11 protein-coding genes are annotated in these 13,995 nt (G+C 35.6%); all 11 read right to left on the reverse strand.

What is annotated here, in order from left to right:
- Positions 1-8 precede the first annotated feature (8 nt).
- Genes ftsZ through C6368_RS06435 form a run of 11 tightly spaced genes read right to left on the reverse strand, consistent with a single transcriptional unit; the run spans position 9 to position 13,988 of the window.
- On the reverse strand, positions 9-1,640 hold the full coding sequence (ftsZ, locus tag C6368_RS06385; protein ID WP_107038361.1) for a cell division protein FtsZ: 1,632 nt from the start codon (positions 1,638-1,640) through the stop codon (positions 9-11).
- 29 nt (positions 1,641-1,669) lie between these two features.
- Entirely contained in the window at positions 1,670-2,941 is a 1,272-nt protein-coding gene (ftsA, locus tag C6368_RS06390; protein WP_107038362.1) for a cell division protein FtsA, read from the reverse strand.
- 1 nt (position 2,942) lies between these two features.
- On the reverse strand, positions 2,943-3,740 hold the full coding sequence (locus C6368_RS06395; RefSeq protein WP_107038363.1) for a cell division protein FtsQ/DivIB: 798 nt from the start codon (positions 3,738-3,740) through the stop codon (positions 2,943-2,945).
- Positions 3,737-5,095, reverse strand: a complete 1,359-nt coding sequence (gene murC, locus C6368_RS06400) for a UDP-N-acetylmuramate--L-alanine ligase (RefSeq protein WP_107038364.1) — start codon at positions 5,093-5,095, stop codon at positions 3,737-3,739. Before murC ends, C6368_RS06395 begins: the two co-directional genes overlap by 4 nt.
- Positions 5,095-6,195, reverse strand: coding sequence for an undecaprenyldiphospho-muramoylpentapeptide beta-N-acetylglucosaminyltransferase (murG, locus tag C6368_RS06405; protein WP_107038365.1), 1,101 nt, complete (start codon positions 6,193-6,195; stop codon positions 5,095-5,097). Before murG ends, murC begins: the two co-directional genes overlap by 1 nt.
- Position 6,196: 1 nt before the next feature.
- Entirely contained in the window at positions 6,197-7,366 is a 1,170-nt protein-coding gene (locus tag C6368_RS06410; protein WP_159038474.1) for an FtsW/RodA/SpoVE family cell cycle protein, read from the reverse strand.
- A gap of 10 nt (positions 7,367-7,376) precedes the next feature.
- Positions 7,377-7,817 carry a hypothetical protein gene (locus C6368_RS06415; protein WP_107038367.1) on the reverse strand — a complete coding sequence of 147 codons (441 nt, stop codon included), beginning with the start codon at positions 7,815-7,817 and terminating at the stop codon, positions 7,377-7,379.
- Between the two features lie 10 nt (positions 7,818-7,827).
- Positions 7,828-9,171, reverse strand: a complete 1,344-nt coding sequence (murD, locus tag C6368_RS06420) for a UDP-N-acetylmuramoyl-L-alanine--D-glutamate ligase (RefSeq protein WP_107038368.1) — start codon at positions 9,169-9,171, stop codon at positions 7,828-7,830.
- Entirely contained in the window at positions 9,172-10,416 is a 1,245-nt protein-coding gene (gene mraY / locus C6368_RS06425; RefSeq protein ID WP_107038369.1) for a phospho-N-acetylmuramoyl-pentapeptide-transferase, read from the reverse strand.
- Positions 10,416-11,879 carry a UDP-N-acetylmuramoyl-L-alanyl-D-glutamate--2,6-diaminopimelate ligase gene (locus tag C6368_RS06430; RefSeq protein ID WP_107038370.1) on the reverse strand — a complete coding sequence of 488 codons (1,464 nt, stop codon included), beginning with the start codon at positions 11,877-11,879 and terminating at the stop codon, positions 10,416-10,418. Before C6368_RS06430 ends, mraY begins: the two co-directional genes overlap by 1 nt.
- A 3-nt stretch (positions 11,880-11,882) precedes the next feature.
- Positions 11,883-13,988: a penicillin-binding protein gene (locus tag C6368_RS06435; protein WP_107038371.1), complete on the reverse strand. Its 2,106-nt coding sequence runs from the start codon at positions 13,986-13,988 to the stop codon at positions 11,883-11,885.
- Positions 13,989-13,995: the final 7 nt, after the last annotated feature.

Below are 13,995 nucleotides of genomic sequence, written 5' to 3' on the forward strand. Positions count from 1 at the left end.
TTCTTATATTAATCTACGTTATCGTGTAGAAATGAATTCGTACCACGTAAAGTTGTATTGTTATCGCTGTTTTTTGGATCTGAGACTTCATATCTTGAAGTTGAATCATCAGAAGAATTTACGTTATCACTTAAGTTTATTTTTCTTCTTTTGAATGCTGGTTCACGCTCCAATTCACTTAATCCTTCAGCACTATTCAAGTGAGAAGTATAGTTACGAATACGTTCCAAACGTTCTTGGGTACGACTTTGTTGCTCTTCTTGTGTTAATTCTTGTGAACTCACATTTCCTTCAAATGAAGTCTCTTCATCCATCTCATCATCAAGGAAGTAACGTTTTACTTCTTTTTTCTCCGAAACCTCAGACTCAACAGGCTTTGAAAGCTCTTGAGAAACTTCTTGTTTAGGTTCAGTCTTTTCCGATTTTGGAGTTGGATTTGGAGTTGACTCTGATTCAGGAACAACCGTTTTCACTTCCCAATTCATCGTTGGTGATTTTGTTTCCTCAATTTTATCAACCACTTCATCCTCGTCCTTTGATTTCATGTATGGTTCTTCAACCTTAGGCTCTTTGTACTGATTTTGCGCAATAGCATTAGCCAACGGAGTTGAAATTTCTTTTTTATTCACCTCTTCTAGGATTTGTACTTTTTTTTCGGGAGCTTTTTCGAATCCTGTTACTGGAGTGTGATTAAAACCAGTAGCAATGATCGTTACACTTAAGCTTTCTCCTAAAGTTTCATCATAACCATGACCCCAAATCACATCTGCAGTTGAGCCAGCCTCATCCTGAATATAATCAGTGATTTCAGAAATCTCATCCATCAACACTTCTTTAGAACCATAAGTGATGTTTAGCAACACATATTCCGCTCCAGAAATATCATTATCATTCAACAATGGAGAAGATAAAGCTGCCTGAACAGCTTCTAAAGCCCTGTTGTCTCCTTCAGCAATTGCTGAACCCATAACAGCAACTCCACTGTCCTTCATTACAGTATTCACATCGTTAAAATCGACGTTGATTGCACCTGTTACAGAAATCACATCAGCGATTCCTTTTGCAGCCGTTGATAAAACGTCATCTGCTTGGGCAAATGCATTTCCTAAGGTTAAATTCCCAGAGATTTCACGTAACCTTTCGTTATTAATAACCAATAATGTATCAACCGATTGACGCATTGTTTCCAAACCTTCTTCTGCTTGTTGGCGACGTTTTCTTCCTTCAAAATTGAAAGGAACTGTAACGATACCTACAGTTAAGATTCCTAATTCTCTCGCTACTTTTGCAATCACAGGAGCTGCACCAGTACCGGTACCACCACCCATTCCAGCAGTAACAAAAACCATTTTAGTACTATTTGACAATAAATCTCTAATGTCATCAATATTTTCGATAGCTGCGTTCATTCCAATTTCAGGAATAGAACCTGCTCCACGACCTTCCGTTAAAGATGGTCCAAGCTGGATCTTATATGGTACAGGGGAAATATCGAGTGCCTGACGATCAGTGTTACAAACAATGAAGTCTACTCCATCAAAACCCTGGTTATACATGTGATTCACCGCGTTGCTACCTCCACCTCCAACACCAATTACTTTGATGATTGACGAGTGATCTTTTGGGATATCAAATTCCATATTATTTATTTTTATCGGTTGCTAATTAATTATTCTACATCTTCCTCAAACCAGCTTTTCCCTTTTTCAAGAAGCTTATCAAAGAATGATCCTTTTGTTTTTTTAGAATGGCCTTTTACTGCCGCAACTGAACGTTTATTGCGTTCATTTGACTCAAAACCTTTCAATACAAGACCAACACCAGTGGCATACATCGGACTTGTTAACTCTTCATCTGTCGCAGATTGACCTAAATGCTCATTAGGATAACCAATACGAGAATTCATTCCCGTAACGTATTCAAACAATTGATTGATATTGCTTAATTCTGCTCCACCACCTGTTACTACAATTCCACCAATGAGTTTTTTCTCATATCCAGAATTTTTAATTTCGTAATAAACGTGTTCAATAATTTCCTCCATTCTCGCCTGAATAATTCCAGACAATGCTTTAATAGAGATTTCTTTTGGCTCTCTTCCTCTCAATCCAGGAATACAAACCACTTCATTTATTTGCGTTTCACTTGCCAAAGCACTTCCGAATCTTATTTTCAAAGTTTCAGCTTGACGTTGTAAAATTGTACATCCTTCTTTGATGTCATCTGTAATCACATTTCCTCCAAAAGGAATAACCGCAGTGTGACGAATAATTCCACCATGGAAAATCGCTACATCTGTTGTTCCACCTCCAATGTCCACCAAAACAACACCTGCTTCTCTTTCTTCATCTGAAAGAACAGCTGCCGCACTAGCAAGAGGCTCCAAAATTGTCTCTTCAACTTCTAAATCAGCTTTTTGAATACATTTTTGAATATTCTTAGCAGCTGCAATTCGACCTGTAATGATGTGGAAATTTGCTTCCATTCTGACACCTGACATTCCGATTGGATCAATTATTCCTTGTTCACCATCCACAATGTACTCTTGTGGTAGTACGTGAATAATTTCCTCACCTGGCTCCATCACTAATTTGTACATATCATCAATCAAAGCATCAATATCAGCTTGTGAGATTTCTTCCTGCGTTGAATTTCGTGTATAAATACCACGGTGCTGTAAACTTTTTATGTGCTGACCAGCAATACCTACATTCACCAAACCAATAGTCAATTCACCTTCAACCTTTTCTTGAGCTTGATTTACAGCTTCCCTTATAGATCTAACCGTTTTTTCAATATTGGAAACCATTCCACGGGTTACCCCAAGAGATTCGGTTTTTCCCATAGAAAGAATTTCAATCTTTCCGTGTTCATTTTTACGCCCAACAAAACATGCTATTTTTGTTGTCCCAATATCGATTCCTACAATTATTTCTGACATCCTATTCTTTTTTCTTGGCTACAATTTGATCCTTAAACCTCAAATTGATCGATTCATATTTATCCCATCCTTCGTAAGGAATCACTTCGTCATAAAATGTTGTAAGCTTTTTAAACTTATCTACAACCATTTCATCTGATTCTGCATTTCCAAAAATAATTTTATGATCTCCTACCCTTGGAATCATCACAAAACCTTCTTCAATCGTATAATGAACTTGAACAATTTGTGCATTATAAAATGCATCATTACAAACATACTTCGAAATACGATAGATTTGATCCAACTTACAGATAGTTTTCAAACTATCATTGTTAATTATCTCGTCGTAACCCATCTTACTATTAATGAGTTGCTCTAAACCCGTGAAAGCAAGTATTTTCGGTTTCGCATATGGAGAAAGTCTCATTAGTTGGTAATCCTTATCAATATAAAAATCATCAACTAAGTTTGCTATCACTCTCGCTATTGGCCTTTTGGTTTCAACATCAATATGCCATTTATTATCCAACTGCATATAAACATCCGCATTCAAAACTTCATTCATGCCTTCCAAATAATCTTCAATTTCTTCAATTTTAATTTCAGACTTTGACAAACTATCTCGAAATAAATGCAGAACACGTAATTCATTTAATATTTCTTCTTCCGTTAACAAGGAAATGCCGTCTTGAACATTCAGTTCTATGATTGGACTCTCTAATCGCTGTTCTGATATTTTTTTATTCGCAGCAATCAATAAAAAGACCGTTCCCGCAAAGATCAAAACCAAAAGCGCTATTTTGAGGATTCTGATCATGACAGCATATTTGAAATTGGTTCAACAAGTAAATCAATATTTCCAGCTCCGACAGTTAAAATAACACCCTGATCAACATTCTGCAAGGCCAATAACGCATCATTTGGTGATAAAACTTGAGACTTCACTGATATCATTCCAGATAAGACTTCACTCGTCACGCCTTCAATTGGCTCTTCTCTAGCAGGATAAATTGGTAATAAAATCACATCATCTGCCTTACTTAACGAAGTTGCAAATTCAGCCATAAAATCTTGTGTTCTTGAAAATAAATGTGGCTGAAAAACAACATGAATTGGCAGGTCTTTATAAATTAATCGAACTGAATCAATCAATATTGTAATGGCAGTTGGATGGTGAGCATAATCATCGATATAAATTAATTTATCTTTTTGAGCCACCAATTCAAATCTACGCTTAACACCTTTAAAACTTTCTAAGGCAGGTTGAATTTCTTCCATACCAACACCTATAGACTCGCATAATGCGATAACTGAAAGTGCATTCTCTGCATTATGAATTCCAGGCAAACCAAGAACGACATTCTTAAACAATTGAGTTGGAGTTTCAACATCCATCAAAAATTGTCCATTTTCCATTCTTAAATTAGAACCTTTGTAATCTGTATTAATCTCTGCACTAACTCCATAAGTTAAACTTGGAATATTTTCACAAACTCCTACAGAATGATGCAAAATCAACTTTCCTAGAGGATCAATCAAATTACCATATTCTTCAAAAGCTTGCACCAAAGCTTCTTTACTTTTGTAAATATCCAAATGATCAGCGTCCGTTGAAGTTATGATGGACGAAAAAGGCCTTAACTGATGAAAACTTCTATCGTACTCGTCTGCCTCAACCACCATCCAAGGACTATTAGGAGTAACCAATAAATTAGAATTGAAGTTTGCGCTAATTCCGCCTAAGAATGCATTGCATTTTTCCGTTGTAGATGAGAGTACATGAGCTAACAAGGTAGAAGTTGTGGTTTTCCCATGAGTTCCAGCAACAGCTAGGGTTTTAAAATTTGCAGTAATTATTCCTAAAACCTCTGCTCGTTTCTTAATTGTGAATCCATTTTCTTTCAAAAATTGAAGTTCTTTCATATCTGCAGGAACCGCCGGTGTGATTACAACTAAAGTTGAAGATACATCATTAACAAATTGATTTACATCACTTCCAAAGTCAGAGTAATGAATATTAATTCCTTCGCGCACCAATTGTTTTGTAAGCAGAGTTTCCGTTTTATCGTAACCTGCAACCTGCATTCCTTTTAGATTAAAAAAGCGTGCAAGAGCAGACATTCCAATTCCTCCGATTCCAATAAAATAGATATTTGAATAATTCAATTTCATTATTTCATTATACTTTTTATCACGTTTACAATTCTCTCATCTGCATTATCGATAGCCTTCTTTTGAATATTGGCTGCTAATACTGATTGCTTCTCTTCATTTTTTATTAATTCCAATAATGTAGAAACTAATTTTTCTCTGGCTTCAACATCTTTAACCAATAATGCTGCATCATCTTTAACTAAAGCCATTGCATTTTTCGTTTGATGATCTTCGGCTACATTTGGAGATGGAACCAAAATAATAGGTTTTCCAATTATACATAATTCTGAAATTGCAATAGCTCCTGCTCTTGAAATAATGACATCTGCAGTGGCATAAGCCATTTCCATTTCATTGATGAATTTTGTCAAGACAATTCCTTTCATATCCAGATTGTCTGTTTTGGCTTTCATCTCATTGTATTGATAGCTTCCACATTGCCAGATTACTTGGACATCGTCCTTTTGTAGTAGTTTTAACTTATCTACAAAACTTTCATTTAGTGTTTTCGCACCAAGACTTCCTCCAACAACTAATACCGTTTTTTTATTAGGATCTAATTTATAATGAGCATAACCTTTATCCCTTAAACCATCTATTTTCACCACTTCTGACCTCACTGGATTTCCAGTAATTACAATGTTATCCTTTGGGAAAAATTCTTCCAAACCAGCATATGCTACACATACTTTTGAAGCTTTTTTAGATAGGAACTTATTCGTTTTACCAGGGTAAGAGTTTTGTTCTTGAATAATAGTTGGAATACCCAGCATACTAGCAATTTTCAAAGTTGGTGCGCTTGCATATCCTCCAACGCCAATGACAACATCGGGATTAAAATTCTTAATAATTTTTCTCGCCTTCATTAAAGATGCTAAAATCTTAAAAGGTAAAGATAAATTCTTGAATGTAATTCTGCGTTGAAAACCACTAATCCAAAGTCCCACAATTTTATATCCTGCAGCAGGAACCCTTGTCATTTCCATTCTGCCTTCCGCTCCAATAAATAGAATTTCAGCCTTAGGATATTCCTTCTTGATTCGGTTTGCAATAGCAATTGCTGGAAATATATGTCCACCAGTTCCACCACCCGATATAATCACCTTATTAATGCTCATATTATTCCGATTTAGTATTTGAATTCAAAGATTTACCTTTAGCATCAGTTTTACGAGAAATACTCAACACAATACCCAAAGAAACACAACTCATTACCATCGCCGAACCACCCATTGCGAGAAAGGGCATATTCTGACCTGTAACAGGCATTATTCCAGTACAAACAAACATATTAATCATTGCTTGAGATAATAGCAAAAGCCCTATCCCTACAGAAAGATAAGTTTCAAATAAATTTTTAGAATTCAAGCCCACTTTTAAGATACGGTAGAACAAAATAAGGTACATGAAAATCAATAAAATCGCACTTATGAGTCCAAACTCTTCAACGAATGAGGAATAATAAAAATCGGCATAAGCTTCTGGAGTGTAATGTTTCAAATCACCATCACCTACTCCGACGCCTGTATAACCACCATTGTGAATTGCCAACTTAGCATTGATGGCCTGCATATTTTCAACTGAAGCACCTTCTTCACCATAGGCTTTAAAAAATCGGTTAACCCATGTATCAAAACGAGGTAAAAGATTAGCAGCAGGCAGTGCAATATGAGTCAAAATGAGTCCTCCAGCCAAAACTGCACCACTCCCAATAACCGTAAATATTTTTGTCATAGGAAATTTCCCTACAAACAAAAGCAACAAACTCACCATAAAAATTATGGCAGAAGTAGAAAAATTATCCTTTGCGATCAATAAACAAATCAATAGAATTGGACCTACAATAGAGAGCAAACTGCTTTTCCAAGAGTCAAAACTATCTTGTTTTGTAACTAAGCGACGAGAAAGTAAAATAACCAAAGCCAGCCTCGCAAAATCTGAACTTTGGAAGGTAAGCCCAATAATAGGAACCCTTACCCAACGCGAAGCATCATTAACACGCACCCCAAAAAAGAAGGTGAAAATCAATAGTGCCACTGCAACAATAAAAATAAATTTAGATAATTTCTCAAAGTATTTTGGATCCTGTCGATGAACCCAAAACATAGCTAAAAAACCAATAACAATATAAATCGTATGCTTAAACAAATAGCTAAATGGCCTTCCCCCTTCTGTTTTAACCAAAATAGGCACAAAACTGTAGACACTAACCATCGACAACCCTAAAAATAGAATTGTGACGATCCAAATTACTTTGTCTCCTTTTAGATATTTGAATATATTTTGCACCTAGTAATAATTAAACCTTAAGTTGTTTTTCAAAATGACTTCTCCATTCATTAGAGGAAGGAAGCGTACCTTCATGATAACACAGAACTAAATCATCTTGGTCCGATTCAAACAATTTCATAGCTGTTTTAATATTGTTCTCTAACCAAGTTTTTATTTCGACATTTTCCATGGACTCAATTCCTTCATCGATCCAATCAAAAATCAAAAAATTATGTAGTTCTTTCTTTTCCCATATTTTATCTTCCAAATCTACTTCTTCAGAATTTGAAAAAAACCATATAGAAGGATGTTTTGTAATTAAAAGTTCATTTAATTCATTTGAAAGATTTATCTCTTTGTAATGAAAACAAGGTTTATTACCGTACCACTTTTGCATGAAACGAAGTTTAAAATCCTCCATTGCATTCCCACGAGCTACCCTAATTAAATCTTCTGTCGAACTTTTCATCTAAAAAAAATTAAAGTGAACGAACAGCGTTTTTAAATTGCTGACCACGGTCTTCATAGTTTTCAAACAAATCAAAACTAGCACAAGCTGGCGACAACAATACAGTTTCATCCTTTTTAGCAAATTGATATCCAAAACCAACTGCTTCAACTGGAGATTGTGTTTCGATAATTGTATCCACTATTCCTGAAAATGCTTCAATAATTTTTGAATTATCTTTTCCAAGACATACAATTGCTTTTACTTTTTCTTGAACCAAAGGAATTAATTCTTCGTAGTCATTTCCCTTATCCACACCACCAACTATCCAAACTGTTGGGTTGTGCATACTTTCCAAGGCATACCAAGTAGAATTGATATTTGTTGCTTTTGAATCGTTGATAAATTCAATTCCATTTACTTTTGCTACAAATTCTAAACGGTGTTCTACGTTAGTGAAGTCAGCTAAACTTTCACGGATATTCTCCTTACGTAATTCAACTAATCTTCCAGAAATTCCGGCTACTAAAGAATTTTGAACGTTGTGCTTGCCTTTTAAGGCTAAATCATGAATCGACATAGTTAATATATTATTTATTGTTATTGTTTGATCTTCGTCTCTATAAAACCCTCCTTCAACAGTTTCATCCTTTAATGAAAAAGGAAGGGTTTGCGCATTAATCTTATGCGTTTTTAATTGTTTCTTAATCTCTTTATCATCAGCATTATAGATAAAAACATCATTTGCTGTCTGATTTTGAATAATTCTCATTTTCGCTTTGCCATATTCTGTAATACTCTCATTATAGCGATCTAAATGATCTGGAGTAATATTCAATAGAATTGCGATATCAGCCTTAAATTCGTACATGTCTTCCAATTGGAAAGAACTTAATTCGATTACATAATAATCTGACTCATCTTTTATTACGCTTCTGGCCAAACTCACACCCACATTTCCAGCCATTTCAGATTTTAATCCCCCACCATTAAACACATGGTTAACCAAATATGTGGTTGTCGTTTTTCCGTTACTCCCAGTAATAGCAATTAACTTTGCTTTTGTGTATCTCGCTGCGAATTCAACATCACAAATTGGTCTTAAGCCCGCATCAAGAATCTCCTTTATTAATTTACTACTGTTTGGAATTCCAGGACTTTTGATCACCTCATCCGCAGCCAAAACCTTAGACATTGTATGACCTCCCTCTTCCCAAGCAATGGAATTTTCATTCAGCTCTGATTTAAATTTATCCTTGATTTTACCAGCATCACTAACGAATACATCATAGCCTTTAACTTGCGCCAATAACGCAGCTCCGACTCCACTTTCGCCAGCACCCAAAATCACGATATTTTGTTTATTCGTTTCCACTTATCTTAGTTTCAAGGTAACGATTGTAATTACGGCCAATAAAATTCCAACAATCCAGAAACGCGCTACGATTTTTGCTTCGTGCATTCCTTTTTTCTGGTAATGATGATGCAAAGGTGCCATCAAGAAAATCCTTCTTCCTTCTCCAAATTTTTTCTTTGTGATTTTAAACCATCCAACCTGAAGAATTACAGACAGGTTTTCAACCAAGAAAACTCCGCATAAAACAGGAATTAATAGTTCTTTACGAATCGCTATTGCAAAAACTGCGATAATCCCCCCAATTGCTAAACTTCCTGTATCTCCCATAAATACTTTCGCCGGATAAGCGTTGTACCACAAAAAACCTATACATGCACCTACGAATGCTGAAATAAAAATCACGAGTTCCTCCGCATACGGGATATACATTACGTCCAAATAGTCTGCGAATTGAACGTGAGCACTTACATAAGCTAAAACAGCTAAGGCAATTCCTATAATTGCCGAAGTCCCAGTCGCAAGTCCATCCAATCCATCGGTCATATTAGCTCCATTTGAAACGGCAATAACTATAAAGATTACGATTGGAATGAAAATTAACCAACCCCAAGACCTTGAATCTTCTCCTAAAAACCAATTGTAGTTGATTTCATTGTTTTTCACAAAAGGAATTGTCGTTGTCATATCACGTGTTTCAATCCATTGTGTGGTTTCTCCTGGCGCATTTCTGTGTGATTCTGTTACAAAAGTTTCACCTGTTTTCAACTCATATTGCGCTGAAACTTCTTTGTGAACTTTAACATCAGGATGAAAAAACAGCATAGCCCCCACGATGATTCCAACACCAATTTGACCTACAACCTTGAAACGTCCAGCCAGACCGTCTTTGTTTTTCTTCAGTACTTTCAAGTAGTCATCAAGAAAACCAATAATCCCTAACCAAACGGTTGCAATTATCATTGTTAAAACATAAACATTATGCAGTTTTGCGAAAAGTAAGGTTGGAATTAAAATCGCACCAATGATAATCAATCCACCCATTGTTGGCGTTCCTTCTTTCTCTTTCTGCCCTTTTAAACCTAAATCTCTAACATTTTCTCCCATTTGCATTTTGCGCAAAACGTTAATCAATTTGTTTCCAAAAAGAACAGAAATAATCAATGAAAAGATTAACGCCATTCCCGCTCTAAAGGAAATAAAGTTAAATAATCCAGCCCCTGGAATATCGAATGTATCTAAGTAATTAAATAAATAGTACAGCATTATTTCTCAAATTTGATTAGTAATTCTTTTAATATTTCTAAATCATCGAAGTCATGTTTTACTCCGTTAATTTCTTGATATGTTTCATGGCCTTTTCCAGCGATTAAAATAATATCACCTGATTCTGCCATACTACAAGCCGTTTTAATTGCTTCTTTCCTATTGGTTATGCTGATGGTTTTTTTGAAATGTTCACCACCAACACCCGTCATCATTTCCTCAATGATTGCTTCAGGATCTTCAGTTCTTGGATTGTCAGATGTTAAAATCAACTTATCACTCAATTCACAACCAATCGCAGCCATTGTTGGACGTTTTGTTCTATCACGATCACCGCCACAGCCTATCAAAGAAAAAACTGTTTCGTTTCCAGTACGGATATTTTTTATCGTTTTGAGTACATTCTCCAGGGCATCAGGTGTATGGGCATAATCTACAATTCCAATTACTCCTGTTTCACTTTTGAAGTATTCGAAACGACCTTCTACCGATTTTAGTTCCGACATTACACGCATCACTTCCAATGGATTCTCTACTAATTGATCTGCTATTGCATAAACCAAAAGAAGGTTGTAAGCGTTAAAATCGCCTATCAATTGCGTATATAATTCTGTTCCATTAATAGAAAGCACCAAACCAGAAAAGTTATTTTCCAAAACCTTGGCCTTATATTCTGCGACACCTTTCAAACCATAAGTAACCTTATGAGCCTTAGTATTTTGAAGCATCACATCTCCATTTTTATCGTCAGCATTTGTAATTGCAAAAGCTGAAGAAGGTAATTCATCAAAGAATTTCTTCTTAACGTTAATATATTCCTTAAATGTGTTGTGGTAATCTAAATGCTCATGTGTGATGTTTGTAAAAGCACCACCAGCAAACTGTAAATTACTTGTTCTGTGTTGGTGAATTGCATGAGAACTCACTTCCATAAAGCAATATTCACAACCTGCATTCACCATTTCATCAAGTAACTTATTTAAACTTACCGCATCAGGAGTCGTTCTTTCTGTTGGAATTGATATGTCGTTGATCTTATTTACAACCGTTGAAATCAAACCTACAGGAATACCCATTTTCATAAAAAGGTTATATAACAAAGTGGTTGTTGTTGTTTTCCCGTTCGTCCCAGTAATTCCAATTAGCTTAATCTTCTTAGACGGCTGGTCATAAAAGTTATTTGCTAAAACAGAAAGTGTTTTATGTGCATCGTCAACAACAACATAGTTGATTCCAGCTTTTAAATCGCTTGGCTTATCTTCACAAATTATAGTTGTAGCTCCTTTTTCAATAGCTTTATCAATAAATTTATGACCATCTACCGCAGCTCCTTTTATAGCCACAAACAAATCGTTATCATTGACTTCTCTTGAGTCAAAAACAATTTGTTCGATTTCAGTTGCAGTTGTTCCCACTACTTCTTTTATGGAACTTCCATATAATATGTCGCGTACACTTTTCACTTTCTAATAAGGTTTTAATTTCAATTCAATAACTCCACCTGGAGCCGATTTTGTACCAGCTGCCAAAGATTGCTTTACTACAGTTCCGTATCCTTCCGAATGGACAATCATGCCTTGTTTTTCCAATAAATACATCGCATCAATCAATCCCATTCCCTTAACATCAGGAATTCGATTCTTTTTTAGGGTATAATCAGTAAAGGAAACTGAATTACCTCCTCTCGATTTAGTTGTTACCCAACTTTGACTTCCTTTAAAATCTTTTTTAACCTGAAAACGATTCAAAACAGTATTTATATCATATCTACTCCCGTTTTGAACATAAGGAAGACTAGCTATAGAAGGGTTTTCATTAACGGCCTTATGGTAATTATAACTTGATGCATAAACCTTATTGGCAATTGCAGAAAATACTGTTCCCGACACAGAAGCACCATAAATATCATCTGTTGGAGCAGCTACAACTACTATACATGAGTATATTGGATCATCAGATGGGAAGAATCCTGCAAAAGATGCAATGTATTTCTTCTCCCCTTTAGCACCGTAACCTTGATTTCTATTTGCAATTTGAGCAGTTCCTGTTTTTCCTGAAATTCTGAAGAAATTAGACCCTAACTTCTTACCTGTCCCATTTACCACGACTCCTTCTAATGCTTCTTTCATTAAATCAATTGTCGCTTGGCTACTAATTCTTTCATGCACGACAACCGGTTCAAATTCTTCTATTACTTTTCTATTGTTGATAACCTGTGTCACAAACTGAGGCTTCATATATTTTCCGTCGTTTGCTACAGCGTTATAAAAAGCAAGCAATTCAAGAGGTGTTAATTGAAATTCATACCCTATAGATAACCAAGCCAAAGAACCACCCCACCATTGTGAACTTCCTGGAGTTGAATAAGTAGGGTCAACCTCCCCTTTAATATTAATACCTGTTCTGTCCGTTAAACCAAATTGCTTCATTCTATCGATGTAACGTTGAGGTTCGTTTCTGTAACTATCAAATATTACTTTGGAAATAACGTTTGAAGACTTCTCAAAAGCCTCCTTAATTGTGATTTTACCATAACCCCATGCACGAGAATCACGTAAACTTCTGTCGAAAAACTGGTATTTACCTACCGCATTAACAGTATCCGTCATTTTGATTTTTCCATCCTCCAGTGCAGCCATCAAAGAAGCCAACTTCATAGTTGAACCTGGAACTTCACGCGTTCCGATAGCATGATTATAAACTTCACCATATTGTCTATCTCCTATTTTCTCAAGGTTTACCATTGCTTTAACAAAGCCGGTTTTCACATCCATCACAACCACACAGCCATATCTACCTCCTAGGTTTTTCAATTGATTTTCTAGCTCTGTGTGCGCTACCTCTTGAATATCTTTGTCAATCGAAGTCACTACATCATAACCGTTAATTGCTTCTCGAACAACTGTTCCCGTTGGCTTCCATGAATGAGAAATTTTTTGCTCAACAATTACTCCGTTTTGACCAGATAAATATTTATTATAAGCCCCTTCTAGGCCAACAAGTAAAGTATCATTTTCATTATGCTTTACATAACCTAAAGTACGGGCTAGCAGATCATCATTTGGCCTTTTTCTAATTATTGTTGCGTTGTTATCTATAATCCCACCTTTAAATCTTCCTTTTTCAAAAATTGGTAATTCACGCAATTTTTTCCTCACTTCATTTGTTACTTTCTTTTGGATAAGGACATATCTTCTTTTTCTTGCACGGGCTTCTCGTAAATACTCTTCATATTCCCTAGCTGTTTTATCCTTAAACAACTTAGACAAGCCAACACTTAAACCTCCAATTCCTTTCGTCCATACTTCATCTTTCACAGTTAAAGGATCCATATAAATATCATAAAACGAAACTGAAGTAACCAACGGATTTAAATGAGCATCTAAAATCTCACCTCTTCTAGGCTCTACATTCGCTGAACGCTGCTGAAGTTTATCAGAAGTTGTTGTAAAAATATTGTCGCGACCATCTATAATAATAGAAAAAGTTTTTCCTATTACCACAAGCATAGCAATGACTACTAAAAAGTAGATCAAGTATGTTCTTATTATGACAGCTTTTGGCAATTTCATCTGACTA

The sequence above is a fragment of the Brumimicrobium mesophilum genome, from assembly GCF_003025005.1.
Classification (GTDB): domain Bacteria; phylum Bacteroidota; class Bacteroidia; order Flavobacteriales_D; family Crocinitomicaceae; genus Brumimicrobium; species Brumimicrobium mesophilum.

What these genes read in the sequence shown, in the direction of transcription:
- C6368_RS06415 (WP_107038367.1), bottom strand. Translation starts at nt 7,817, where the DNA reads ATGAAAAGTTCGACAGAAGATTTAATTAGGGTAGCTCGTGGGAATGCA.
- murC (WP_107038364.1), bottom strand. Translation starts at nt 5,095, where the DNA reads ATGAAATTGAATTATTCAAATATCTATTTTATTGGAATCGGAGGAATT.
- murG (WP_107038365.1), bottom strand. Translation starts at nt 6,195, where the DNA reads ATGAGCATTAATAAGGTGATTATATCGGGTGGTGGAACTGGTGGACAT.
- C6368_RS06395 (WP_107038363.1), bottom strand. Translation starts at nt 3,740, where the DNA reads ATGATCAGAATCCTCAAAATAGCGCTTTTGGTTTTGATCTTTGCGGGA.
- ftsZ (WP_107038361.1), bottom strand. Translation starts at nt 1,640, where the DNA reads ATGGAATTTGATATCCCAAAAGATCACTCGTCAATCATCAAAGTAATT.
- mraY (WP_107038369.1), bottom strand. Translation starts at nt 10,416, where the DNA reads ATGCTGTACTATTTATTTAATTACTTAGATACATTCGATATTCCAGGG.
- ftsA (WP_107038362.1), bottom strand. Translation starts at nt 2,941, where the DNA reads ATGTCAGAAATAATTGTAGGAATCGATATTGGGACAACAAAAATAGCA.
- C6368_RS06435 (WP_107038371.1), bottom strand. Translation starts at nt 13,988, where the DNA reads ATGAAATTGCCAAAAGCTGTCATAATAAGAACATACTTGATCTACTTT.